Origin of the sequence: Brevundimonas sp. MEB006b (genome assembly GCF_030209705.1) — a bacterium.
Taxonomy (GTDB): Bacteria; Pseudomonadota; Alphaproteobacteria; order Caulobacterales; family Caulobacteraceae; genus Brevundimonas.
Genome location: NZ_JARVRL010000002.1, coordinates 493,247 through 518,214 on the forward strand (window position 1 = coordinate 493,247; position 24,968 = coordinate 518,214).

Consider the following 24,968-nt stretch of genomic DNA (forward strand, 5'->3'; position numbering starts at 1 on the left):
ACAAATAGCTGCGGATCAGGCATGTGAAAGCCCTGCGGCGAGGTCTTCAGTCGGCATCGTGGAAGTGTCGATTGAAGACCGCCTACTGCTCGGGAGTTTGCTTCTCACGGTCTCTGCGCCTGACCCAAGCGGCAGCAACAAGTTCACTAAGGGAAGAGCTATAGCCGATGACCTCGTAAGCGGCTGACAGGCTACCGAAACGCTTACATATCGTCGTTTCACTGGGCAGGTATTCAGCTTCTTTGATCAGATCGGCGCTGAGATAGCCTTTCTCACTCAGCAACCTCCGCAAACCGTTTGCGATATCGTCGGCAGAGTAAACTGCCTTGCAAAGATGAACTCCGTACCGCCGAGTTCTCACAAAACCTGCCAGGCGCATCGCCTCGTCAAGGGTTCCGAAGCGACGAACATAGGCTTGCGCGTTTGAAACTAAAGGCGACGCATCAATCTGACTTCTACATAGATGGCCATCTTTTTTCAGAAGTCGACGCAGCTTTCCAATCATGTCATCGTCTGAAAGCTCGCGTCGTTTGAGTAGCGTAAGCTTTCTCTGAGCCGCATCGAATACAGACCGTGAAACGAGCGGTTCCGTGATACGAACTCGTATCCATTCCGAACGGTCATTCGGAAAGATTTCTCCGAAGACTGAAGTGGTTCGGTTAAACGCGAACACGCCAATCGCGATTTCGTTTTTCAAGACTGCGCGCACACGCCCTTCATCCCACGGACCTGGCCGCCGATAAGGCACACCTGCCGCGTTGAGCATGTTTGCGATTTCTGTCACCCCGCGAAAATCTTTGACAAAAAGTCGAAATATTCGCCTCAGGACATCAATCTCGTTCTGCGGTCCATGTACTATGCAAACGCTCTGATCCTCGCGAGATCGCCGCTCTCCTGTCGCGAGCACGGCTCCCCAAGACCCGTCTGCATTCAGCACTTGTCGAGCAAACCCATACGGCGGGTTACCTCCCCCCTTCGATCCAGCCATCATCTTCCGCCGCAAAGCGGCTCTGACTCGATCAGATAGTTGCTTGCTGTATTCAGCCGCCATTACCCGTTTTATACTCTTTACTAGAGCAGAAGTTGGCGACCCATCGTCATCGAACGGTTCAGCACAATATCGAACTCGCACACCCGCATCGCGGCAGAGGAACTCGTAATGAGCCGCTTCGTCGGGATCTTGATACCGCCCCCACCGACTGACATCGACGACAAGTATCGTGGAGAACGGCGCTCCGCTGAGGACGTCCCGCAGTAGAGCTTTCAACCCTGTTCGACCGGTGGTCGTAACTCCGCTTTTTCCGGCATCTTCATAGGATCGCACAATTTCGTAGCCTTCCGCTGCAGCGAAGTCAGAAATGAGAGCGGCCTGATTGGCTAAAGAATAGCGCTGGTGGTCCGTAGACATTCGGAGATATTGCGCAGCCAACTTCATCTTACTCCGTCCTCGCTCCAGAAACTTTCATTCGAACAAGTACAGACTCATACTGCCCAGACCTAAATTTTCAGGACACCCATGCCTACCCTCGTCCTCCTCGCCGGGCCGAACGGCGCCGGCAAGACCACCTTCATCAACGGCTTCCTGCGTCAGCGGGCGGAGGCGTTTCGGTTCGTGAACCCGCATGCGGCCTCCCTCTCCCGTTGGGAGAGGGCTTGAGCGCCTGAGAGCCGTCAGGCGATCAGACTTGCGCGAAAGGGTGAGGGTCGGACCTCGCCGGAGACGCACGACCCTCACCCTTTGGCGGCTTCGCGCCGCCCTGCGGGTCAGCCAAGGCGCATCGCTGACGCTCTGCGGGCTTCAAGCCCTCTCCCAACGGGAGAGGGAATGCACAGCTAGCCCGCCTACCTATACACGACGTCCCTACCCCAGCCGTTGAAATCCCTCGCCGTTCGCGAAATCGACGCCCTCTACCCGATCACGCTTCGGGGCGGCCTTAGACTGGCGGCGCGTTCTGTGTCGGGCGCGGGCGACAGGCCGGGGATGGGATGGACGACGACCACAGCTATGACGACGGCGGGTTCGAGGGGCCGCGCGATCCGTTTTACGATGCGATGACCCAGCAGGCGCTGGATCAGATCCGCATCCTGCGCGAGGCGGGTCTGGAGCAGACCTATCGCGACGCCCTGCATCACGATTCCTCGCCCGAGGCCGAGGCGGCCTTCTGGCGCGCGCACGGCCTGCCGATGCATCTGTTGCGGCTGCCCGATCTGGTCACCTCGGACCCCGCCGCGCGCGCGGTCGACCGGGTGCAGAACCGGGCTTATCGCCGCCTGTCGAAGGAGGCGTGGGAGGCGGCGGGCACGGCCTATCTGGCGAGGTCCACGGCCGAGGAGGTCAGCGCCGTCTATGGCATGGCGGTCAGCACCTTTCGCGCCCGCGCCAAGGACGAAGGCTGGCGGCGCGAGGATCAGCCCGATCCCCTTCGCGAACCCATCGACCTGGAGGCCGAGACGGCCGAGGGTTTGCCTGACTATGGGGCCATGGCGGCCCACGCCCTGGTGCGGCTGAACCGGGCGCTTCAGGCCGGGCGCGCGCTGGAGGCCGCGCGCTGGGTCCGGCTGCACGCCGACCTGAGCCGGATGGCGGCCGCCCCGCCGCCGTCCCCGCCCGCGCCGCCGCCCGCCAAGCTCCCGCGCCAACCGAAGGAACCGGACCTGGGCGAACGCGCCGCCGCCGTCGCCGAACAGGTCGGCCTGATCGCCCGCGAGGCCTGCGCCCTCAAACGCGGCGATTACGCCGGCCGCGACGCCCTGATGGCCCGCCTCGAGGCGCTCGACGACCTGAAACCGGCCCCGACATCAGACGAATTAGACGAAATAGACGGTGTTTTTGTCGCCCGACCGCCGGACTGACCGTCTCCTCCCCATCGCCTGCGATGGGGAGGGGGACCGCGCCCTTCGGGCGGGGTGGAGGGGCTCTTGAGGCCCTACAGACGTCGATTTTACAGAAGAAACCCCTCCGTCACGGCGCCAGGCGGCGCCGCGCCGCCTCTCCGCTGCGCAGGGAGGAGACGGCCTAGACCTCCGACGCGATCTTGCGCAGGGCCTCTTCGAACACCGAGGCCGGCTGGCCCCCCGAGATCAGATATTTGCCCTCGACCACCACGGCCGGGACGGAGGTGATGCCGCGCGCGCGCCACAGGTCCTCGGCCTGGCGCACGGCCTGGGCGTAGCGGCCCGAGGCCAGCACCTCGCCCGCCTCGGCCCGGTCCAGCCCGGCCTTTTCCGCGGCGGTGGTCAGGACCCCGGCGTCGGTCAGGTTGCGGTTCTCGGTGAAGTGGGCGGTGAACAGCGCCTGTTTAAGCGCCTTCTGCTTCTCCGGCGCCGTCTCGTGCGCCCAGTGCAGCAGCCGGTGGGCGTCGAAGGTGTTCCAGATGCGGCTGTCGTCGGTCATCCGCATGTCGAAGCCCACCTCGCCCGCCCGCTCGCGGATCATGGCGCGGTTGGCGGCGGACTGCTCAGGCGACGCGCCGTATTTGCGGCCGATGTGTTCGACGATATTCTCGCCCTCGGGCGCGATCTGGGGGTTCAGCTCGAACGGCTGAAAGGCGATGTCGGCGGCGATCCCCTCGTCCTTCAGCGCGTCCAGGGCCGTGTCCAGCCCGCCCAGCCCCACCACGCACCAAGGGCAGACGACGTCGGAGACGAAGTCGATCTTCAGGGTCTTGAGCGGAGCGTTCATGGCGCGGCCTTCTGGAACAGCGTGTGTTGCATAAGGATATGGCGACGCCGCGCCGCGCGACAAGTCTCAGCCCAGACTCAAATCCCGTGGCGGGCGTATCCGGCGCCAGCGCGCCTCCACGAAGGCGAAGGCGCCGAAGGCCATCAGCCCCGCCGCCGTCAGCCCCAGGATCCACGACCCCCCCGGCTGGGCCTCCAGGGCATCCAGCGCCGCCGCCGTCGTCGTCACCTCACCCGAGCGCGCATGCAGCCCCGCCAGAACCACGAACACCCCCAAGGGCAGATAGGCGAACCCTCGCGCCGCATAGCCCGCCCGCGCCAGCGCTGTCGCCGTGCCGCAGAAGGCCTTGGGGCAGGCCAGGGCGTCGTCGAAGTCGTCGCGGATCGCCCTGACGATATTGCCCACGCCGACGCCCAGCACCACCAGCCCCGCCCCGATCAGCAGCACCTCGCCAAACGGCATCCCCAGCAGCATCGCCGCCTTCTCCTGGTTCTCGGCCACGCTCTCGGCCTGGGCCGCCGAGGCGTTCGTCGCCTCGCCGAACTCGTCCAGATATTCGAACACCCCCGACGCCAGTACGCCGTAGAACAGACCGCTGACCGCCTGACCCGCCCGCGTCGTCCAGGCCTTCAGGTCCGTCCCTTCGTGATCCGCGTCGAACACCGCCTGCAACACCCGCCAGCCGACGAAGGCCCAAAGCCCCAGCCCCAGCAGCACCAGCCAGACCTTGCCGAACGGCTGCTCGGCCAGCCAGCCCGCCGCCCCGCTGGTCCCCACCGCATCGCCGATCCGGTCCGTCGCCGCCAGCAGGGTCAGCGCTCCAGCCGACAGGTAAACGAAGCCTCGCGCCCCATAGCCGACCCGCGCCGCCCATTCGATTAGGGTCGCCAGCGGCGGCAGGCGAAGGGTCTTGGCGGCGTTCATGATGTCTCCCACGTCAGGCCGCCCTAACGCCCCGGCCGAGGCAAAGGCTCCGCTTGTCGCTGTGTCGACATCCGACAGACACCGGCTGGCGTATGCCGCTACGGTTCGCATCGTTGGGAGCCGTTCGCGTGAACATCTACGAGTTTCACTTCTTCGACGAGGCGGATCGCCGTCCGCTGCTCGACTTCTTCGACGGCGCCGACGACGCCACGGCGTTGGAAGCCGCGCGGTCGCAGCTGGCGCGCCATGCCTCCTGCGTGGGCGTCGAAGTGCTGGAAGCCGGGCGCCTGGTCGGCCGCGTCACCCGCTGAGCCTCGGCCACCCTCTGCCCGATCGCGTACACAACGCGGTAAAGACACGACTTTTCCCCAGAAAGCCGCGTGACATATAGCAACGCTGTGTCGAGTTTCGACAGACGCCGCGCTCAGATCGCCTTATGCGCGAACTTATGAACCGCCTCTCGCCTGGCAACCGATTGATCCAAGGGCTGAACCCCGACGATCGCGACGCTCTCCTCGCCATCGCCACTCCGGTGGAATTCGCGCCCGGCCATGTGTTCAGCGAGCCTGACGACGCCATCGAACATCTGCATTTCATCGACAGCGGCTTCTGCTCCTCGGTCGCAGTGCTGGAGGACGGCCGCACCGTGGAGACCGTGATGATCGGGCGCGAAGGCGTGCTGGGCGTCGTCGCCTCGGTCGTGCCGCACCATGCCCACACCCGCAGCGTGGCTCAGGTCGCCGGGACGGCGCGCCGGGTGGACGCCGCCAAGTTCCGCGCCCTGTCGGCGCAACGGCCGGGGGTTCGCGACGCGGTCGCCGAATACATGGCGCGGCTTCAGGGCGAGTTGGAGCAATCAGCCGCTTGCAACGCCCTGCACCACGCCGGGCAGCGGTTCGCCAAATGGCTGCTGCGCTGCCACGACCGGGTCGAGGGCGACACCCTGAACCTGACGCAGGAGTATCTGGCCTCCATGCTGGGCTCGCAGCGGACCACGGTGAACGAGGCGGCGCAGGGGCTTCAGAAGGCGGGGGCCATCGCCTATTCGCGCGGCCGGATCACGGTGCTGGATCGCGCCGCCTTGGAGCGGGCGGCCTGCGAATGCTACCGCCGGGGCGGAGACCGGCAGCCCTAGTCGACCTGGGCGGCCGGCAGTTCGAGGACCGCCTTCAGCCCGCCCATGTCGCTGTCCGCCAGCATCAGCCGCCCGCCGTAGGCGCGCGTCAGGTCGTCCACGATCGACAGGCCCAGGCCCGACCCCGGCGCGCTTTCGTCCAGCCGCGCGCCGCGCTGCATGACCGTGTCGCGCTGATCGGCCGGCAGGCCCGCCCCATCGTCCTCGACCACCAGGATCATCTGGCCCAGGCCGCTGCCGCCCGCGGAGACGCGCACCCGACGCCTGGAGAACTTGGCGGCGTTTTCGATCAGATTGCCCAGGATTTCCTGCAAATCCTGACGCTCGCCCAGGAAGGACAGGCTGTCGGGCGCGCGCCAGTCGATCTCGACGTTCTTGTCTCGGAACACCTGTTCGATCATCACCGCCAGCTCGTCCAGAACCTCGGCGACGGGCGTCGTCTCGCCCAGACCGTGGGCGGCGCGGGCGGCGGCGCGGGCGCGGCGCAGGTGGTGATCGACCTGGCCCTGCATGATCTTGGTCTGGCGCCGCACCAACTCGGGCAGATCGCCCTCGCTCGTCCCCGCCTCGGCCAGCATGACGGAGATCGGCGTCTTCAGCGCATGGGCCAGGTTGCCGACGTGGGTGCGCTGTCGATCCACGACCTCCTGATTGTGATCCAGCAGGCGGTTCACCTGCTCGGCCAGCGGCTGGATTTCCTGCGGATAGGAGCGGCCGATCCGCGCCGACCTGCCCTTGCGCACATCCGCGATCTCATCGCGAAGATCGAACAGGGGGCGCAGGCCGATCCGAACCTGGATGAAGACCGCCGATACGAGTCCGAGCCCCAGGATCAGGAAGGCGATCCAGGTGACGCGCGCGAACTGGCGCGTGTCCGCGTCGACGTCGGAGCGATCCAGCGCGGCGATGAAGATGACCGGGTGTTCGTGCCGGGGGATGGACTTCATGCTGGCGGCGACACGCAGCGGCTCGCGCGTCTCGGCGTCGTCCTTGGGCCCGGTGGTGTTGAAGGTGATGACGTCGCCGAAGGCCGCATCCAGGCGCGCAGGCAGGTCGGCGGGCAGGGCCAGGTCATAGCGCCACAGCGAGGTCGAACGCGCCAGGCTGACCAGCCGTCCGTCGGGGCGAACCTCCATGATCTGCCAGTATTTGCCCGACAGCAGCCGCAGAGTTCTGGCGTCCTGGATCTGCGGAATGGCCTCGCCTTGCGGCGTGCGGCTGGCGCCGACCACGATCTCGTCGATCGTTTCGTTGAGCATCGCGCCCAGACGCCGCAGCGCGGATTCCTGAAAGGCCTGGGTCAGCACCAGCGCTGAAATGACCAGAGCGACCACGATCCAGGCCGAGGCCAGCCAGATCAGCCGGCGCGTCAGTGAGCGACCGGGGCGACCGAACCAGCGGCCCCAGTCGTGGAGCGCGTCGGCGTTGGGTTTCGAAGCCGTCGCCTCAGTCACGCCGGGTCGGATTCGCCCGCCAGCGGCGTCAGCCGATAGCCGAGGCCGCGCACGGTCTCGATCCGGTCCGATCCGACCTTCTTGCGCACCCGGCCGATGAAGACCTCGATCGTGTTGGAATCACGATCGAAGTCCTGATCGTACAGGTGTTCGACCAGTTCGGTGCGGCTGATGACGCGCCCCTGATGCATCATCATATAGTGCAATAGCCGGTATTCCAGCGAGGTCAGGCGCAGGGGCTCGCCATTGACGCTGGCCCGCGCCGCGCGGGGATCCAGCCGCAAGCCGCCGCACGACAAGGTCGCCGAGGCGATGCCCGCCGAGCGGCGCAGCAGCGCCCGCAGACGCGCCAGCAGCTCTTCGGTGTGGAAGGGCTTGGTCAGATAGTCGTCGGCGCCGGCGTCGAAGCCCGCCACCTTGTCCGACCAGGCGCCGCGCGCCGTCAGGATCAAAACCGGCGTCGTTTTGCCCTCGCGCCGCCAGCGCTCCAGCACCGACACGCCGTCAATCTTGGGCAGGCCCAGATCAAGGACTATGACGTCATAAGGCTCGTTCTCGCCCAGATAATGGGCTTCCTCGCCGTCCGGGGCGTGATCCACGGCATAGCCAGCGTCGCCCAGCGCCGCCTTCAACTGACGCGACAGATCCGCGTCGTCCTCGACCAGAAGCACGCGCATCAGTTCGGCCTGCGACGTTGATTGTTGTTGTCGGGACGCGCCTGTCCGGTCTGGCCGTCGACCACGACCTCGCGCACGCGTCCGTCGCGTTCGACCAGGACGGAATAGTTGCCGTCGCGGCGCGGTTGGGTGTCGATGGGGCGACCGCCGCCGGCCTCGCCGCCACGACGACGGGCCTCGTCGGGACTGACGCGCGGACCACGGTCCTGCGAGCGCTGGTCCTGATCGCGCGACTGGGCCTGCGCCGACGTCGTCATGACGGGCGCGAAGGCCAGACCGAGAGCCAAGGCCAGAGCCGGAGGGGCGATTAGGAGAGGGGCGGGTTTACGAAACATGGCGACCGATCTAGTCCCGATCATCTGAACGGGCGCTGAATACGTCGTATAGTTTAAAGCGAACGCTGCTCCAAACCGGAGACCAAATCAGAAGACGGCGGTGTGACGTCTTTTTCATCCAGATGAACCGAACCTGATCGATCCTGTTCAGAACCGGCTCAGTCACCGGGTGCTCAAATCGCCTCATCGCTGGTCACCCCGACCGGCAGAACATTTGAGGAGATCGCCATGCGCAAGCTCATCGTCCCCGCCATCGCCCTGGCCGCCGCCTCGGTCGCCGCGCCGTCCTTCGCCCAATCCTACCACCGCCCGGCCCCGCCCCATCACGCCAGCTATGGCTCGTGGCAGTCGATCAACGCCCGCCAGGCCAACCTGGATCGCCGCATCGATCAGGGCGTCCGCAACGGCCAACTGAGCCGCCGCGAAGCCACCCGTTTGCGCGGAGAATTCAACGGCCTGCTGCGTCTGGAGGCCAACTACCGCCGCGGCGGCCTGACCGCCTGGGAACGCCAGGACCTGGACCGTCGCTTCGACCGCCTTTCGGCCCAGATCCGCTATGAACGCCGCGATTACGACAACCGTCGGGGCTGATCATCTCGACTAAGACACCTTGGAAGCGCGGCCTCAAGGCCGCGCTTTTCTTATTTGATCTGAAGCCGCACGGCCGGGCGCTGCGCGGCGCATCCTTAAGCACACCCTTGCTTCAGGAGGTCGGGTTGCGGGCGCTTCAAATGTCGCCAGCGCTGCGACCGACCCAGCTTCCTTAGTTTTATGAATCCTTTAGGTCGGCGGCGCGGACTCGCATCGCGCCATTATGCCGCCCGGTGGTCTGTTCCCGCTCGAACTTGAGCGAGGAGGCCGGATTGGCCGATGTGATTTTTCTGGCGGTGGGTGCGGGGGCGTTCGCCGTCTTCGCCTTGCTGGCCACAGCGTTGAAACGGGTATGACGATGATCGCCATGCTCTGGGGGGCGGGGGCGCTGGTCGTCGCCGTTTACATGGTCGCGGCGCTGCTGCGGCCCGAGCGGTTCTGAGGAACCGGGACGGATTTCATGAACATGCAAGGATGGGGCGAGATCGCCCTGACCCTTGGGCTGGCCGTAATGCTCGGCTGGCCCATCGGCGTTTATATGTCGCGCGTCTGGAACGGCGAGCGGACCTGGCTGGACCCGGTGATGAAGCCGGTCGAGGCGGTCTTCTACGGCGCGGCGGGCGTCGATCCGAAACGCAGCCAGGGCTGGCTGGGATACGCCGGCGCCCTGTTGGCCTTCAATCTGGCGGGCTTTGTCCTGCTGTATGCGATCCTGCGTCTGCAGGGCGTGCTGCCGCTGAACCCGCAAGGGTTCGCAGGCGTGTCGCCGCATCTGGCCTTCAACACCGCCGTCAGCTTCGTGACCAATACCAACTGGCAGAGCTATGGCGGCGAGGCGACCCTGTCGACCTTCACCCAGATGGTCGGCCTGACGGTGCAGAACTTCGTCTCGGCGGCGACGGGCGCGACGATCGCGGCGGCCCTGGCGCGCGCCTTCGTGGCCAATCGCGGCGAGGGCGTCGGCAACTTCTGGGCCGATCTGACACGCACGACCCTGTATGTCCTGCTGCCCGCTGCTTTGATGCTGGCTGTGGCCCTGTCGGGTCTCGGCATCGTTCAGAGCCTGGCGGCCCATGTGACGGCGACCGGCGTCGAGGGCGGGTCCCAGACCTTGCCGCTGTTTCCGGCCGCCAGCCAGGTGGCGATCAAACAGCTGGGTATCAACGGCGGCGGCGTCTTCAACGTCAACGGCGCCCATCCGTTCGAGAACCCGAACGCCATCACCAATCTGCTGACCGCCGTGGCGATCAACGTCATGGGCTGGGCGGCCTTCTTCGCCTTCGGTCGCACCGCCATGGCGGGACGCGACATCCGCGCCCTGGCGGCGGCGGCCCTGATCCTGCTGAGCGGCGCCAGCGCGGCCATGTATGTGATTGAGACCCAGCCGGCCCCAACCCTGGTCGCGGCCCATGTCGACGCTTCGGTCAATATGGAGGGCAAGGAGGTCCGCTTCGGCGCGCCCGCCTCGACCGTCTGGTCGGTGGTCACGACCGGCGCCTCGAACGGCTCGGTCAACTCGATGCACGCCAGCTTCATGCCCTTGGGCGGCGGGTTGCAGATGTTCCTGATGCAGTTGGGCGAGATCCTGCCCGGCGGCGTCGGTTCGGGCATCGCCATCATGGTCGTCATGGCCCTGCTGTCGGTCTTCGTCGCCGGCCTGATGGTCGGGCGCACCCCGGAATATCTGGGCAAGAAGATCGAGGCGCGCGAGATCCAGTTCGCCATGATCGCGGTGCTGATCCTGCCGCTGGCGATCCTGGGCTTCACCGCCGTGTCGGCCGTCTTCCCGACGGCGCTGGCGGGCCTGCTGAACAAGGGGCCGCACGGCCTGTCGGAGATCCTGTACGCCTACACATCGGCGGCGGCGAACAACGGCTCGGCCTTTGCGGGTCTGACCGCCAACGCCCCCTGGTGGAACACGACCCTGGGTCTGAGCATGCTGTTCGGGCGGTTCATTCCGGCCGTCGCCGTCCTGGCCATCGCCGGCAGTCTGGTGGTCAAGCCCAAGCTGGCGCCCAGCCCCGGCACCCTGCCGACCGACAACGGCCTGTTCATCGGCCTGCTGATCGGCGTGAACCTCATCCTCGGCGGCCTGCAGTTCCTGCCCGCCCTCGCCCTGGGACCGATCGTCGAGCACTTCCAGGTGCTCGCGGCGGTCGCCGGCGCCTGATCCTTCGGACATCCTGACATGACACAAGTAACTCTGGATCCCCGTGAGGGCGGCCGTGCGTCGCCTCTTGCGGGCGGCCTCTCGGGACAGATGATCGGACGCGCCGTGGGCGACGCCTTCGTCAAGTTGAACCCCGTCAAGCTGATCAACAATCCTGTCATCTTCACCACCTGGATCGTGGCGCTTCTGTCCACGCTTTCGGCGGCCGCGGCCATCGCGAGTGGTCAGTCAGCGGGCTTTGCGGTGCAGCTGGCGCTGTGGCTCTGGGCCACGGTTCTGTTCGCCAATGTCGCAGAAAGCATCGCCGAAGGGCGGGGCAAGGCGGCGGCCGATTCGCTGCGCGCCACCCGCGTCACGACCAAGGCCAAGCTGATCGTCGATCCAAAGACCGGCAGCGTAGTCCCAACCAACGCCTCGGAGCTTGAAGTCGGGTCGATCATCCTGGTCGAAGCCGGCGACGTGATCGCCTCGGACGGCGAAATCATCGAGGGCGTCGCCTCGGTCAACGAGGCCGCTATCACCGGCGAGAGCGCCCCGGTTATCCGCGAAAGCGGCGGCGACCGTTCGGCCGTGACCGGCGGCACCACCGTCGTCTCGGACTGGATCAAGGTGCGCATAACCGCCAAGCCCGGCTCGACCTTCCTCGATCGTATGATCGCCATGGTCGAGGGCGCGGACCGCCGGAAGACGCCCAATGAGTTGGCCCTGGCCGTGCTGCTGGCCGGCCTGACCCTAATCTTCCTGATCGCGGTCGTGACCCTGGTGGGTCTGGGCGCCTATTCCGGCGTCGATCTGGATCCGATGGTGCTGGGCGCCCTGTTCATCACCCTGATCCCGACCACGATCGGGGGCCTGCTGTCCGCCGTCGGCATCGCCGGCATGGACCGGTTGCTGAAGGTAAACGTGCTGGCCACCTCGGGCCGTGCGGTGGAGGCGGCAGGCGACGTCGACACCCTGCTGCTCGACAAGACCGGCACCATCACCTTCGGCAACCGCATGGCGACCGAAGTCATCCCGGTTCCGGGCGTGCGCCCCGAGGCCGCTTTGGCCGCCGCCGTCATGGCGTCGCTCGCCGACGAGACGCCCGAGGGCCGCTCCATCGTCGAGTTGGGCCGCAACGCCGGCGTCTCGGTCGATCAGCCCGCCGGCGCCGTCGCCATTCCCTTCACCGCCGTCACCCGCCAGTCGGGCCTGGACGTCGGCAAGGACAGCTGGAGGAAGGGCGCGGTCGATGCCGTGCTGAAGGATCTGAACCTCAACGACGGTTCGGCCCCAGCCGAGTTCCGCCAGGCCGTGGACCGGATCGCCCGTTCGGGCGGCACGCCCCTGGCCGTCACCCAGAACGGCGTCCTCGTCGGCGTCATCCACCTGAAGGACGTGGTCAAGCCGGGCGTGAAGGCGCGCTTCGCCGACCTGCGCCGCATGGGCCTGCGCACCGTGATGATCACCGGCGACAATCCGGTGACGGCCGCAGCCATCGCTTCGGAAGCCGGGGTGGACGACTACCTCGCCGAGGCCACGCCCGAGGACAAGATGCGCCTGATCAAGGCCGAACAGGCCAAGGGGCGTCTGGTCGCCATGTGCGGCGACGGGGCCAACGACGCCCCGGCCCTGGCCCAGGCCGATGTCGGCGTGGCCATGCAGACCGGCGCCCAGGCCGCGCGCGAGGCCGGCAACATGGTCGATCTGGACAGCGACCCGACCAAGGTCATCGAGATCGTCGAGGTCGGCAAGCAACTGCTGATTACGCGCGGCGCCCTGACGACCTTCTCGGTCGCCAACGACGTGGCCAAATATTTCGCCATCATCCCGGCGATGTTCGTGGTGGCCCTGCCATCGCTCGGCGCGCTGAACGTCATGCGTCTGCACAGCCCTGAGAGCGCCATCCTGTCGGCGGTGATCTTCAACGCCCTGGTCATCGTCGCCCTGATCCCGCTGGCGCTGAAGGGCGTCAAATACCGGGCCATCGGCGCCGGCGCGCTTCTGGGTCGCAACCTGCTGATCTACGGCCTGGGCGGTCTGATCGCCCCGTTCGTCGGCATCAAGCTGATCGACCTGCTCATCTCCGGCCTGGGTCTGGCGTGATGCGTCCGGAGGTCTCTCGCATCCTGCAACTCGTCGTGGCGGTGCTTGTCATCGCCGTGATGTGGGGCGTGGCGACGCTGCAGCAGACCGATCCGCGCACGCGCTCCAACCCCATGGCCATTCATCCTGTTCGAATAGAGAAATCCAATGCGTAAATCCTTCTCCAAGGCCTCGGGCCGCAACGACGCCTGGTTCGCCGCCGCCTGTATCGTCGGTCTCGCCGGTCTGGGCCTGTGCAGCGAAGCCAAGGCCCAGGACGTGTCGGCCAACGTCGCCGTCACCTCCGACTACGTCTTCCGCGGGGTCAGCCAGACCCAGGAAAACCCCGCCCTCTCGGCTGGCGTCGATCTGACCAGGAACGGCTTCTACGCCGGCGGCTGGGCCTCCAACGTCGATTTCGGCGACGACACGGACGCCGAGGTCGATCTGTATGCCGGCTATCGGCCCGAGGTCGCCGGCTATGCGCTGGACTTCGGCGTGATCGGCTATCTCTACGCCGGTCAGCCGGACGGCGCCGACTATGACTATGTCGAGTTGAAAGCCGCCGCCTCACGCGCCGTGGGTCCGGCCACCCTGGGCGCCGCCGTCTATTATTCACCCGACTTCTTCGGCGCGGCCGAGGACGAGGCGACCTATGCCGAGGTCAACGGCGCGGTCAGCCCTGCCGACAAATGGACCGTCTCGGGCGCCGTCGGGCGTCAGTGGGTGTCGTCGGACCTGGACTACACCACCTGGAACCTCGGCGCGGCCTATCAGCTGACCGACACTTTGGCGCTGGACCTGCGCTATCACGACACCGACCAACACGACTTCGGCGACATCTACGGCGCGCGCGCCGTAGCCACGCTGAAGGCGACCTTCTGAGGCGACGACCATGGTCAACCAACTTCGCCCGGCCCTTGTCATGACAGCCCTGTTCACCCTGCTGCTGGGGCTGGCCTATCCGCTGGCCGTCACCGGCATCGCCCAGGTCGCCTTCCCGGACCAGGCCAACGGCAGTCTGGTGCGCGACGCCGGCGGGCGGGTCGTCGGCTCGTCCCTGATCGGCCAGCCTTTCGTCGGCGCGACCTATCTGCATCCGCGCCCGTCGGCGGCGGGCGACGGCTATGACGCCGCCGCCTCGTCCGGCTCCAACATGGGGCCGCTGAACCCGGACCTGATCTCGCGCGTCGCCGAAAGCGCCCGAACGATCCGCGCCGAGGATGGCCCCGGCGTCATCCCCGCCGATGCGGTGACGACCTCGGGTTCGGGCCTCGACCCGGACGTGTCCCCGGCCTACGCTCGGCTTCAGGCCGCGCGGATCGCCCGCGCCAGAGGCGTTCCCGTGCAACAGGTCCAGAGCATCATCGACGCGCACATCGAGGGGTCCTTCCTGGGCTTCATCGGCCAGCCGCACGTCAATGTCCTGCTGACCAACCGCGCGCTGGACGCCCGCTTCGGGGCGGAGGGCTGATTGCCCGAAACGGCGCCCGCAACGCCCGCGACTTCAGCCGTTCCGCGCCGCAAGCGCGGGCGGCTGAAGGTGTTTCTGGGCATGTCGCCCGGCGTGGGCAAGACCTATGAGATGCTGCGCGCCGCGCGCCGTCGAAAGGCCGAGGGGCTGGACGTCGTCGTCGGCGTGGTCGAGACCCACGGCCGCAAGGAGACGATGAGCCTGCTGCGCGGGCTGGACGTCATGCCGCGCGCGCCCATCGAACACCGCGACCGCGCCCTGATGGAGTTCGACCTCGACGGCGCCCTGGCGCGACGGCCCGAACTGCTGCTGGTCGACGAATACGCCCACTCCAACGCGCCCGGTTCGCGCCATCCCAAGCGCTGGCAGGACGTGGAGGAACTGCGCGACGCCGGCATCGACGTCTGGACCACGCTGAACATCCAGCATCTGGAAAGCCTGTCCGACGTCATCTTGCGCATCACCGGCGTGCGCCAGCGCGAGGCGGTGCCCGACAGCGCCCTGACCGGCGCCGATGACATCGAGGTCATCGACATCACGCCCGAAGACCTGCGGGCGCGTCTGGCCGAGGGCAAGGTCTATGTGCCCGAAACGGCGCGGGTGGCGTCCGAGAACTTCTTCAAAATCGAAAACCTGACGGCGCTGCGCGAACTGGCCCTGCGGCGCGCGGCCCAGACGGTGGACGACCAGCTTCTGACCCACCTGCGCGAACGGGGCGTGTCGGGGCCGTGGGCGGCGAACGAGCGGATCCTGGTGCTGGTCGGTGGCGACGCCATGACCGCCTCCCTGGTGCGGACCGGTCGGCGGATGTCGGACATGATGATGGACGCCCCCTGGTCGGTGGCCCATGTCGAACGGCCCAGCGGATCGCGCGCCGACGCCCGGTCGGCGGGAAGACTGTCCGAAGCCTTCAAGCTGGCCGAGCAGTTGGGCGGACGGCCCGTGACGATCAGCGGCGACGACGTCGTGCGCGCCGTTCTGGACCACGCCCACCGCAACAACGTCACCCAGATCGTCATCGGCAAGACGCGCGGCGGGCGGTTCGCCGAATGGACCGGCCGGGCCTTGGCGACCGAACTGCTGCGCAAGGCCCAGGGCGTCGCCGTCCACGTCGTAACCGAGGGCGATCTGGCCGCGCCCGAATCGGCGGCCAAGTCGGGCGTCCGGGCGGCGCTGGACTGGCGCGGTTATCCGGCCGGGGCGGGGTTCGTCCTGGCGGCGACGGGCGCGGCCCTATTGCTGGACACCCGGTTCGAGCGGGTCGATCTGGGCGTCATCTATCTGGCGGCGGTGGTGGCGGCCGGGGTGCTGAATGGCCTCAGACCCGCGCTGGCGGCGGCGACCCTGGCCTTTCTGACCTACAACTTCCTGTTCCTTCAGCCGCGCTACAGCTTCCTGATCGGTTCACCGACCGACTTCCTGACGCTGCTGCTCTTCTGGGGCGTGGCCCTGGGCACAGGTGCCCTGGCGGGGCGGGTGCGCGAACAGGCCAGAGCGGCCCAGCGTCGCGCCGCCGCCGTCTCGGCCCTGCTGGCCGCCAGCCAGACCCTGTCAGCGGGCCAGGATCGCGCGACCACGGCCCGCAGCCTGGCCGAACAGGCCTCGGCCGCCGCCGGCGCGGGCGCCGTCGTCCTGCTGCCCGAGGGCGAGGACATCGTGCTGGCGGCGGCCAGTCCCGAGGGCGTGACCCTGGCCCCCGACGCCATGGCCGCCGCTCGCTGGGCCTGGACCCACGGCGAGGTCACGGGCCACGGCACCGGCACCCTGCCGCAGACCCACTGGCGGTTTCAGCCCCTGCAGGGCGTGCGCGGCCGGGCCGGCGTGGCGGGCATCGACGCCTCGGCCGTGGCGGCGGGCTCGGACGAGGAACGTCTGGCCATGGCCCTGCTGGACCAGGGCGCCGTGGCGCTGGAGCGTGCCGATCTGGCCGGTCAGGCGCTGGAGACCGAGACCCTGCGCCGCGCCGATCGTTTCCGCGCGGCCTTGATGAACTCGGTCAGCCACGACCTGCGCACGCCCCTCTCCACCGTCCTGGGCTCGGCGACGACCCTGATCGACTATGGCGCGACCCTGAAGCCCGAGGTCTGCGACGACCTGCTGCTCAGCATCCGCGAAGAGGCCGAACGCCTGTCGCGCTATGTCGGCGATCTCTTGGACATGACCCGGCTGGAGGGCGGCGGCCTGAACGTGCGCACCGACTGGACCGATGTGCGCGACATCCTAAACGCCGCCGCCGACCGGGTGTCGCGCCGCCTGGGCCAGCGCCGCATCACGCGCGACTTCCCGGCCCAGCTCAGCATGGTCGAGGCCGATCCGGGCCTGCTGGAACAGGCCGTGGTCAACATCCTGGAAAACGCCATCGCCTACAGTCCCGACGGCTCGACCATCGAACTGGCGGCTTATGAGGATCGAGGCTCGGTCGTCATCTCCATCGAGGACGAGGGACGCGGCATCCCGACCGCCGAGCTGGAACGGGTATTCGATAAGTTCCGCCGCATGGAAGAATCCACCGATCGGGCCAAGGGCGCCGGCCTGGGTCTGGCCATCGCCAGGGGGTTCGTCGAAGCCATGCGCGGCCGTATCGCCGCCGCCAGCCCGATCCAGGAGGACGTCGACGGCAAACGCGGCACCCGCATCCTGATCAGCCTGCCCAAGTCCATCGCCACCCATCCGGATCTGCTGTGATGTCCGCCGTTCGCCCCCAGGTTTTGGTCATCGACGACGAGCCGCAGATCCACCGCTTCCTCGCGCCCGCTCTGGACGCCGCCGGCTATGAACCCCGCCGCGCCGACAGCGGTCAGGAGGGCCTGCGCGCCATCGCCCTGTGGAACCCCGACGCCGTGGTTCTGGACCTCGGCCTGCCCGACATGGACGGCAAGGACGTTCTGACGCGAGCGCGCGACTTCTATCAGGGGCCGATCATCGTCCTGTCCGCCCGCGACCGCGAGGCCGAGAAGATCACGGCCCTGGACCTGGGCGCCAACGACTATGTCGAAAAGCCGTTTGGCGTCGGCGAACTGCTGGCGCGCATCCGCGCGGGTCTGCGTCAGGGCGCGCTGACGCCGGTCGCGGGCGGGGTGGTCACGGCCGGCGATGTCGTCATCGACCTGGACCGCCGCATCGTCACCCGCGCCGGCGAGCGGGTGAAGCTGCGCCCCAAGGAATACGACGTCCTGGCCTACCTCGCCCGCAACGCCGGCAAGGTCCTGGGTCATGCCGACCTCCTCAAGACCATCTGGGGCGCCGGCCACGCCGATGACGTTCAATATTTGCGCGTCGTTGTCGGCCAGCTTCGGCACAAGCTCGAGGCCGATCCGGCTCAGCCCGTCCTGCTCGTGACCGAACCGGGCGTGGGGTACCGACTGGCGGACTGAGGCCTTCGGCGAGAGGGTTCGACTACCTTTCCCAATGCAGCCTCATAAAGGCCGGCGCGTTGTCTGCGGAACTCATGTCTGAATCAGGCCCCCTCCCCCCGATCGTTTATCACCCGGCGTACAACGCCGAACTGCCTTCGGGTCATCGCTTTCCGATGCAGAAGTATGCGCGCCTGGTGGAGGTGCTGAGAGCGGAAGGGCTGATCGGACCGGAGGGGCTATGGGAGCCCGAACCTGCGGACTATTCACTACTCGCCGCCGTGCATGACCCCGACTATGTGCGCCAGGTCCTGGACGCCCTTGTTCCGCCGAAGGTGGAACGGGTCATCGGCCTGCCCATCACCCAAAGCGTCGTCAAACGCACGCAGGCCGCCGTCGGCGGCACGCTGACCGCAGCCCGTCTCGCCCTTCGCCATGGCCTCGCCTGCAACACGGCCGGCGGCAGCCATCACGCCGGCCCCATGGGCGGTGCAGGCTTCTGCGTGTTCAACGACATCGGCGTCGCCGCGCGGGCTCTGATCGATAATGGCGAGGTCGGACAAGTCTTGGTGGTCGATCTGGACGTCCACCAGGGCGATGGGACCGCCTTCATCTTCGAGCACGAGCCCCGCGTCTTCACCTTCTCGATGCATGGCGAAAAGAACTTTCCAGTGCGCAGGGGGCCCAGTGATCTGGATATCGACCTGCCCGACGGAACAGGCGACGCGGCCTATGTCGCACGGCTCAAAGACGTTCTGCCCGACCTGCTTCAACGCGTTGCGCCGGATCTTGTCTTCTACATCGCCGGCGTCGATCCGCACGAAAGCGACCGGCTCGGGCGGCTGTCGCTGAGCGACGAGGGATTGGCTGAACGCGACGCCTATGTGCTTGAAGCCTGTCTGGCGGTCGCGCCGGTCGTCGGCGTCATCGGCGGTGGATACGACCACGATATTGATCGTCTGGCGCGCCGCCACGCGACACTCCACCGCGCGGCCGCCCAGGCCTGGCGGCGCGGTCTGGGCCGGCGGGAGGCTTGATCGTGGCAGACCCGGCACCGCTCATCATCACCGCAGCCTTGGACGACGGTGCCTTCGACTGGTTCGACGGCTTGCGTCAGGCGCACTTTCCCCGCCACCGCAACGTCGTCCCGGCCCATCTGACCCTGTTCCACGCCCTCCCCGGCGCGCAGGAAGACTTCGTGTTGGAGACGCTGAAGTCGGCGTGCCGACGCCAGGCGCCCATCCGCCTCGATGTGCGCGGCCCGTGGCCCCTGGGGCGTGGCGTGGCCTACCGCCTGGCGTCCGCCGATCTGGACCGACTGCGTGGACAGCTTGCGGAGGCCTTTTCGCCCTGGCTAACCCGCCAGGATCAGGCCCCGTTCCGGCCTCACATCACGATCCAGAACAAGGTCGAGCCCGCAGACGCCAAACAACTGCTTGAGCAGCTTCAGCTGGAGTTCGAACCGTTCGACATTCTCGCTGGAGGCCTGCTCGTCTGGCGCTACCTGGGCGGCCCGTGGGAGGCGATTGATCGGATTCCTTTCGAGGGCAATCTGACCCTCGACGACTGAAATGCACTCAACCATGCGTGTGGGAACAACCTTAGGAGTATCCTTGCAAGTGGTTGATTTAGAACCTCCCTAGGTCCTGCCACCAACCTGGAACCAACCTAGGCTGTCATTTGTTAGGATTGTCGCCTAGCGCCATCAGCGGACATGTCTAACGTTGCCACAAGCCGACATTCCTTACATAAGTTTAGGCGGGCTAGCGAATGCGATCCCCTAAGCGCTAATCCCCCTCGTCACCCACGGGTTGGTGGGTGAAGCCTTTTGCTCCGCTCAAAGACTTGGCGTCACGGCTGATTTCGACATCGCTTTCGGCATAGGCGATCAGCAGGCGCGACAGGTCTTCCAGCGCGCTTTCGTGGATGCGTTCATAGCCGTGGCTGGCGTCGATGCCGAAGGTGACCAAGGCCGTCCGGATGTCGGCGCCGGCTTCCAGGGCCGAGGCCGAGTCCGAGCGATAGTATCGGAAGACGTCCTTCTGGTGCGGGATGTCGTGGTCGCGGGCCAGTTGAACCAGTTTGCGTGACAGGTGCCAGTCGAAGGGTCCTGTCTGGTCGGCCATGGCGATGGTGACGCCGAACTCTGAAGAGTTCTGACCCGGTGCGGTCGTGCCATTGTCGACCGTCACCATGGCGGCGACTTCCGGAATCAGCACCGACGAGGCTCCCAGCCCGACCTCCTCGGCGATCGTGAACAGCCACCAGGTATCGACCGTCGGCGTGCGATCTTCGCGGATCATGCATTCCAGCGCGGCCAAAAGGGTGGCGACGCCCGCCTTGTCGTCCAGATGGCGCGAGACGACGAAGCCGGTGTCGATGAACTCGGGCTGCGGATCGATGGCGACGATGTCGCCGACATCCACGCCCAGGGCCAGGGTGTCTTCGCGGCCGTGGGTCACGGCGTCGATGCGCAGTTCGACCTGGGCCCAGTTCACCGGCTGGGTGTCGACCTCTTCGTTGAAAGTATGGCCCGACGCCTTCAACGGCAGGATGGTGCCGCGATAGGCACCGCCCTCGGAGAAGATCGTCGCCCGCGCGCCCTCGGCAAAACGCGACGACCAGTGACCGATCGCGACCAACTCCAGCCGGCCGTTCGCCTTCACCTGTTTGACCTGCGCGCCCAGGGTGTCGACGTGGGCGACGATGGCGCGCGCCGGTTTTGGCGTCCGGCCCGGCAAGCGTGCGCGAAGGGCGCCGCGGCGGGTCATCTCATAGTCGAGGCCCAGCCGCTCCAGTTCGCGGCACAAGAGCCAGACCGCCTCGTCCGTATAGCCGGTCGGGCTGGGCGTGTTCAGCAGGTCGGCCAAACGGGCCTTCAGGTAGTCGAGGTCTATCGCGGGGCGGGCCAAGGGGCCTCCTTCAGGCTTCGGGTCGCGAAAATGTCCGCGCAGCGGCCGGTGCGGACAGTGGAAAGAGCAGATCCACGAAACGCTCGGCAGTCGGTTGGGGTTCGTGGTTGGCCAGGCCGGGGCGCTCATTGGCTTCGATGAAGGCGTAGTCGGGTTCGCGCGGCGACTTCACCATCAGGTCGATGCCGGTGACCGGGATATCGATGGCGCGGGCGGCGGCGACGGCGGCGCGGATCAGGGCGGGATGCACCTCATCCGTCACATCATGGATGGTGCCGCCCAGGTGCAGGTTAGCCGCCTTGCGCACCAAGATCTCGGCCCCTTCCGCCGCCACGTCGTCGAGGCGATAGTCGGCCTCGGCTAGGGTGCGTTCCGTCTCGGCGTCGATCGGGATGGTGGATTCCCCGCCGGTGGCGGCGGCGCGACGACGACTTTGGTGTTCGACAAGGGCGCGCAAGGTCGAGCGCCCGTCACCAACGACGCGCGGCGGACGACGCAGGGCGCAGGCGACGACCTTGTAGTCGATCACTACCAGGCGGAGGTCCTCGCCCTGGACCTGTTCCTCGACCAGAACCTCGGAACAGATGCGGCGCGCCCGGACCAGAGCCGTCTGGACCTCGCTCATCGTCATCAGGCCCACCGCGACGCCTTGCCCCTGCTCGCCACGCGCTGGTTTGACGACCAGGGCGCCGAACTTGGTCAGCGCCGCATCGATGGCCGACGGGTTTTCGGGATCGATTCTCTCGGGAACGCGCACGCCGGCCGCCTCGACGATGCGTCGCGTCATCCGCTTGTCGTCACAGATGCTGAGCGCGACGGCCGAGGTCAATTCCGACAGACTTTCGCGACATCGGACCGACCGGCCGCCCCAGTTCAGGCGAAACAGCCCGCCCTCACCGTCGATGATCTCGGTATGGATGCCGCGCCGACGCGCCTCGTCCACGATGATGCGGGCATAGGGATTCAGGTCATGATCGTCGGTCGGGCCGACGAACAGGGCCTCGTTGATCGGGTTCTTGCGTTTGACCCCAAAGAAGGAGACGCGACGGAAACCCAGCTTTTCGTACAGGGCGATGGCTTGATCATTGTCGTGCATGACCGACAGATCCATGTGCGCCAGGCCTTGGGTCTTGAAATGTTCCGCCAGACGCCGAACCAGGGCCTCGCCAACGCCCGGCTGGGTCGCCTGGGGATCGACCGCCAAGCACCATAGCGAAGAGCCGCATTCCGGATCCTGAAAGGCGCGGGCGTGGTTGACGCCCGTCACGGTGCCGATCACAGCCCCCGTCACCGTATCCTCGGCGACGAAATAGGTCAGGGTCCGGTCGTCCCGATGCGACCAGAAGAAGTCAGGCGGAACCGGCACCATCTTGCGCTTGGCGTAGATGTCGTTGACCGCCTGCGCATCCGTTTCCGACGTCAGACGGCGCACGGTGAAGCCTCGGGGCTGACGTCGGCTGGTGCGATAGGTCGCCAGTTCCAGCCGATAGGTGTGCGACGGATCCAGGAACAACTCCTGCGGCGCCGAGGCCAGCAGGACGTGCGGATTGCGGACATAGAAGGCGATGTCGCGCCGGTCCGGCCCTTCGGCGCGCAGGGCCTCGACCAGCGGCTCGGCCGTCTCGAAGGTCTGGGCGAACAGCAGTCGGCCCCAGCCGCAATCCAGCACGGCATCGGGGGTCGGTCCGTCCCCGGACTGAACCGGTGGCTTCAGGCCCTCGTGCCGCAGACGTTTCAGCCGATGCGCCTTTGATCGCTCGGGGCGGATATCAGACGCCATGCTGCTGCATCCACATTTCCAGCACTGCGACCTGCCAGAGTTCGGAGCCGCGAAGGGGTGTGATGTGCTCGGTGGGATTGGCGAACAGGGTGTCCAGATAGCCCCGGTCGAACAGGCCGCGATCGCGCGCCGCCTCATTGGTGAGGGCCTCGCGCACCATCTCCAGATACGGACCCTGGATGTATTTCAGCGCGGGCACGGGGAAATAGCCCTTCTTGCGATCAATGACCTCGGAGGGGATCACCAGACGCGCCGCTTCTTTCAGCACGCCCTTGCCGCCTTGCGCCAGCTTGTGCTCGGGCGGGATGCGGCCCGCCAGTTCGACCAGTTCGTGATCTAGGAAGGGCACGCGCGCCTCCAGACCCCAGGCCATGGTCATGTTGTCGACCCGCTTCACTGGGTCGTCGACCAGCATCACCTGGCTGTCCAGACGGAGGGCTTGGTCGACCGGCGTCGCTGCGCGGCCTTGCGCGAAATGGGCCTCGACCAAGGCGCGGCTGACGTCGGTGTCGGCCATATAGGCGCCGTTCAGCTGGGTCTTCAGCGTGTTGTGGCTGCGGTCGAAGAAGGCCTTGGCATAGGTTTCGACCGGATCGGTCGCGCCCAGCATCGGCGGATACCAGTGATAACCGGCGAACACCTCGTCGGCGCCCTGGCCGGACTGCACCACCTTGATATGTTTCGAGACTTCCTGGCTCAGCAGGTAGAAGCCGACGTTGTCGTAGGAGACCATCGGTTCCGACATGGCGCCGATGGTGCCCGGCAGAGCCTCCATCAGCCGCTGGTGAGGCACGAAGATCTGGTGATGCTTGGTGCCGTAATGTTTGGCGATCAGGTCGGAATAGAGGAACTCGTCGCCCTTCTCGCCATTGGCCTCTTCGAAACCGACGGAGAAGGTCATCAGGTCCTTCTGACCCAGTTCGGCCAGCAGACCGACGATCAGGCTGGAGTCCACTCCACCCGACAGCAGCACGCCTACCGGCACGTCGGCGACCATGCGGCGCTTCACGGCTTCGCGCAGACTGTCCAAGACCCGATCGCGCCAATCTTCGGCCGTCAGGGCTGCGTCCTCAGCATGGCGGGTCATGTCGGGCTGCCAGTAGAGGCGGTCCTTGGCCCTCCCATCCGCCTCGATCACGCGGATGGTGGCGGGCGGGAACTTCTTGACGCCCTTCAGGATCGTGTGCGGCGGCGGCACGACCGCATGGAAGGTCATGTAGTGGTGCAGGCCGACGGGATCGATGGTCTTGTCCACGTCGCCCGCCGCCAGCAAGGCCGGCAAGGTCGAGGCGAATCGCAGACGCTTGCCCTGTTCGGCCAGATACAGCGGCTTGATGCCGAAACGATCCCGGGCGATCACGGTGCGGCCGGTGTCGCGCTCATGCAGCACGAAGGCGAACATGCCCTTGAATCGCTCGACGCAGGCTTCACCCCACGCCTTCCAGGCCTTGATGATGACCTCGGTGTCGCCGTGCGAGAAGAAGCGGAACCCCATCCCCTGCAGCTCTTCGCGCAGTTCGGGATAGTTGTAGATGCAGCCGTTGAACGCCAGGGTCACGCCCAGGTCAGGGTCCACCATCGGCTGCTGAGCTTTCTCACTCAGGTCGATGATCTTCAAACGGCGGTGACCCAGCCCCACCGAGCCGCGCATAACAATGCCGGAGCCATCCGGTCCACGGGGCGAGAGCGCATCGGTCATGCGTTGAACGGCGCCGGCATCGGCCGGTCGTCCGTCGAAATTGATCTCGCCGCTAAGACCGCACATGGGTCCTCCTTGAATTGTGGAAGCAGCGGGTACAAATGGTTAGGGCACGAAAGAGTTCAACCCGAATGGCCGATATTTCCCATGAGCCAAGCCCTGACGCGGCGGTTGACGCCACCGCATCCCTTGTCCGGTCAGTCCGACGCATCGCCCAGGCGATCGATGTTCGGTCTCGAGAAATTTCACGTCTGACCGGGCTGACGCTGCCGCAGCTCCTCGTGCTGCAATCCATCCGCGCATTGGGTGAAGTCAGCACCAGCGCGATATCGCGGGACGTTTCCATGTCGGCGCCGACCGTCGTCGCCGTGCTGGACAAGCTCGAAGCCAAGGGCATGGCCGCCCGCTATCGCTCCACCGTGGATCGCCGCGTCGTCCATATGCGTTTGACCGACGCGGGGCGGCAGGCATTGCAGACGTCCCCGGGCCTGCTCGGCGACGGCTTTCTCGCCGCCTTGGCTGAACTTCCACACAGCGAACGACTGGCGATGGCTGAAGCTGTCGAACGCCTCGCAGTTTTGATGCAGCCTCGCGACTCTCAGGCCTCTTTGAAGCCGCATTATCAGGCTGTCAGGCCCTCATAAGCGGCTCGGGATGTCGAGCCGGCGAACAGCCGAAACGGTGATCCTGACCTGTCTGTTCCAACGCTATCTTCTGA

25 protein-coding genes are annotated in these 24,968 nt (G+C 66.5%); 16 read left to right on the forward strand and 9 right to left on the reverse strand.

Annotation, left to right across the window (positions count from 1 at the left end; all coding sequences use genetic code 11):
- Positions 1-82: 82 nt before the first annotated feature.
- Entirely contained in the window at positions 83-1,435 is a 1,353-nt protein-coding gene (locus QRN13_RS04160; protein ID WP_284876946.1) for a recombinase family protein, read from the reverse strand.
- Positions 1,436-1,516: 81 nt separating this feature from the next.
- Between QRN13_RS04160 and QRN13_RS04165 the strand changes: the two genes are divergently transcribed.
- Entirely contained in the window at positions 1,517-1,657 is a 141-nt protein-coding gene (locus QRN13_RS04165; protein ID WP_017505880.1) for a hypothetical protein, read from the forward strand.
- 329 nt (positions 1,658-1,986) lie between these two features.
- The gene (locus QRN13_RS04170; RefSeq protein ID WP_284876947.1) at positions 1,987-2,853 is read left to right on the forward strand and encodes a hypothetical protein; all 867 of its coding nucleotides are present in this window, start codon (positions 1,987-1,989) and stop codon (positions 2,851-2,853) included.
- 163 nt (positions 2,854-3,016) lie between these two features.
- Here QRN13_RS04170 and QRN13_RS04175 read toward each other — a convergent pair whose 3' ends face one another.
- Both QRN13_RS04175 and QRN13_RS04180 read right to left on the reverse strand, forming a co-directional pair.
- A complete protein-coding gene (locus QRN13_RS04175; protein WP_161638275.1) occupies positions 3,017-3,682 on the reverse strand; it encodes a DsbA family oxidoreductase in 666 nt (221 codons plus the stop codon).
- 66 nt (positions 3,683-3,748) lie between these two features.
- Positions 3,749-4,606: a DUF1206 domain-containing protein gene (locus QRN13_RS04180; RefSeq protein WP_284876948.1), complete on the reverse strand. Its 858-nt coding sequence runs from the start codon at positions 4,604-4,606 to the stop codon at positions 3,749-3,751.
- 128 nt (positions 4,607-4,734) lie between these two features.
- Between QRN13_RS04180 and QRN13_RS04185 the strand changes: the two genes are divergently transcribed.
- Positions 4,735-4,917 carry a hypothetical protein gene (locus tag QRN13_RS04185; protein ID WP_284876949.1) on the forward strand — a complete coding sequence of 61 codons (183 nt, stop codon included), beginning with the start codon at positions 4,735-4,737 and terminating at the stop codon, positions 4,915-4,917.
- Between the two features lie 125 nt (positions 4,918-5,042).
- A complete protein-coding gene (locus QRN13_RS04190) occupies positions 5,043-5,741 on the forward strand; it encodes a Crp/Fnr family transcriptional regulator (protein WP_153923351.1) in 699 nt (232 codons plus the stop codon).
- On the opposite strand, the gene QRN13_RS04195 is transcribed toward QRN13_RS04190, so the two are convergent.
- From QRN13_RS04195 to QRN13_RS04205, 3 genes are read right to left on the reverse strand one after another with little or no spacing between them, the layout of a single operon-like run.
- Positions 5,738-7,195, reverse strand: a complete 1,458-nt coding sequence (locus tag QRN13_RS04195; RefSeq protein WP_284876950.1) for a sensor histidine kinase — start codon at positions 7,193-7,195, stop codon at positions 5,738-5,740. The genes QRN13_RS04190 and QRN13_RS04195 overlap by 4 nt on opposite strands.
- A complete protein-coding gene (locus QRN13_RS04200; protein WP_017505887.1) occupies positions 7,192-7,872 on the reverse strand; it encodes a response regulator transcription factor in 681 nt (226 codons plus the stop codon). The genes QRN13_RS04195 and QRN13_RS04200 overlap by 4 nt, the downstream gene beginning before the upstream one ends.
- On the reverse strand, positions 7,872-8,207 hold the full coding sequence (locus QRN13_RS04205; protein WP_055806585.1) for a hypothetical protein: 336 nt from the start codon (positions 8,205-8,207) through the stop codon (positions 7,872-7,874). The genes QRN13_RS04200 and QRN13_RS04205 overlap by 1 nt, the downstream gene beginning before the upstream one ends.
- A 228-nt stretch (positions 8,208-8,435) precedes the next feature.
- On the opposite strand from QRN13_RS04205, the gene QRN13_RS04210 reads away from it, so the two are divergent.
- The 11 genes from QRN13_RS04210 to QRN13_RS04260 all read left to right on the forward strand — a co-directional run bounded on the left by QRN13_RS04210 (position 8,436) and on the right by QRN13_RS04260 (position 19,429).
- Positions 8,436-8,798 carry a hypothetical protein gene (locus QRN13_RS04210; protein WP_055752768.1) on the forward strand — a complete coding sequence of 121 codons (363 nt, stop codon included), beginning with the start codon at positions 8,436-8,438 and terminating at the stop codon, positions 8,796-8,798.
- A 352-nt stretch (positions 8,799-9,150) separates the two neighbouring features.
- Positions 9,151-9,240: a potassium-transporting ATPase subunit F gene (locus QRN13_RS04215; protein ID WP_105625212.1), complete on the forward strand. Its 90-nt coding sequence runs from the start codon at positions 9,151-9,153 to the stop codon at positions 9,238-9,240.
- 18 nt (positions 9,241-9,258) lie between these two features.
- Positions 9,259-10,968, forward strand: coding sequence for a potassium-transporting ATPase subunit KdpA (gene kdpA / locus QRN13_RS04220; protein WP_284876951.1), 1,710 nt, complete (start codon positions 9,259-9,261; stop codon positions 10,966-10,968).
- An 18-nt stretch (positions 10,969-10,986) separates the two neighbouring features.
- Complete coding sequence (gene kdpB / locus QRN13_RS04225; RefSeq protein ID WP_284876952.1) at positions 10,987-13,053, forward strand: potassium-transporting ATPase subunit KdpB; 2,067 nt, start codon at positions 10,987-10,989, stop codon at positions 13,051-13,053.
- A complete protein-coding gene (locus tag QRN13_RS04230; RefSeq protein WP_284876953.1) occupies positions 13,050-13,208 on the forward strand; it encodes a hypothetical protein in 159 nt (52 codons plus the stop codon). Before kdpB ends, QRN13_RS04230 begins: the two co-directional genes overlap by 4 nt.
- Positions 13,201-13,917 (forward strand): TorF family putative porin, encoded by a 717-nt coding sequence (locus tag QRN13_RS04235; protein ID WP_284876954.1) that lies wholly within the window; start codon positions 13,201-13,203, stop codon positions 13,915-13,917. Before QRN13_RS04230 ends, QRN13_RS04235 begins: the two co-directional genes overlap by 8 nt.
- Before the next feature lie 10 nt (positions 13,918-13,927).
- Positions 13,928-14,506, forward strand: coding sequence for a K(+)-transporting ATPase subunit C (gene kdpC / locus QRN13_RS04240; RefSeq protein ID WP_284876955.1), 579 nt, complete (start codon positions 13,928-13,930; stop codon positions 14,504-14,506).
- Positions 14,507-17,191 carry a DUF4118 domain-containing protein gene (locus QRN13_RS04245; protein WP_284876956.1) on the forward strand — a complete coding sequence of 895 codons (2,685 nt, stop codon included), beginning with the start codon at positions 14,507-14,509 and terminating at the stop codon, positions 17,189-17,191.
- Entirely contained in the window at positions 17,191-17,880 is a 690-nt protein-coding gene (locus QRN13_RS04250; RefSeq protein WP_284876957.1) for a response regulator, read from the forward strand. The genes QRN13_RS04245 and QRN13_RS04250 overlap by 1 nt, the downstream gene beginning before the upstream one ends.
- Before the next feature lie 74 nt (positions 17,881-17,954).
- Positions 17,955-18,896: a histone deacetylase family protein gene (locus QRN13_RS04255; protein ID WP_284876958.1), complete on the forward strand. Its 942-nt coding sequence runs from the start codon at positions 17,955-17,957 to the stop codon at positions 18,894-18,896.
- A gap of 2 nt (positions 18,897-18,898) precedes the next feature.
- Positions 18,899-19,429, forward strand: coding sequence for a 2'-5' RNA ligase family protein (locus tag QRN13_RS04260; protein ID WP_284876959.1), 531 nt, complete (start codon positions 18,899-18,901; stop codon positions 19,427-19,429).
- A 217-nt stretch (positions 19,430-19,646) separates the two neighbouring features.
- On the opposite strand, the gene QRN13_RS04265 is transcribed toward QRN13_RS04260, so the two are convergent.
- The 3 genes from QRN13_RS04265 to QRN13_RS04275 are packed head-to-tail and all read right to left on the reverse strand — an operon-like array spanning position 19,647 to position 24,316.
- Positions 19,647-20,771: an osmoprotectant NAGGN system M42 family peptidase gene (locus QRN13_RS04265; protein WP_284876960.1), complete on the reverse strand. Its 1,125-nt coding sequence runs from the start codon at positions 20,769-20,771 to the stop codon at positions 19,647-19,649.
- A 10-nt stretch (positions 20,772-20,781) separates the two neighbouring features.
- Entirely contained in the window at positions 20,782-22,551 is a 1,770-nt protein-coding gene (gene ngg / locus QRN13_RS04270) for an N-acetylglutaminylglutamine synthetase (RefSeq protein ID WP_284876961.1), read from the reverse strand.
- Entirely contained in the window at positions 22,541-24,316 is a 1,776-nt protein-coding gene (locus tag QRN13_RS04275; protein ID WP_284876962.1) for an N-acetylglutaminylglutamine amidotransferase, read from the reverse strand. Before QRN13_RS04275 ends, ngg begins: the two co-directional genes overlap by 11 nt.
- A gap of 65 nt (positions 24,317-24,381) precedes the next feature.
- On the opposite strand from QRN13_RS04275, the gene QRN13_RS04280 reads away from it, so the two are divergent.
- A complete protein-coding gene (locus tag QRN13_RS04280) occupies positions 24,382-24,894 on the forward strand; it encodes a MarR family winged helix-turn-helix transcriptional regulator (RefSeq protein ID WP_284876963.1) in 513 nt (170 codons plus the stop codon).
- Positions 24,895-24,968 lie beyond the last annotated feature (74 nt).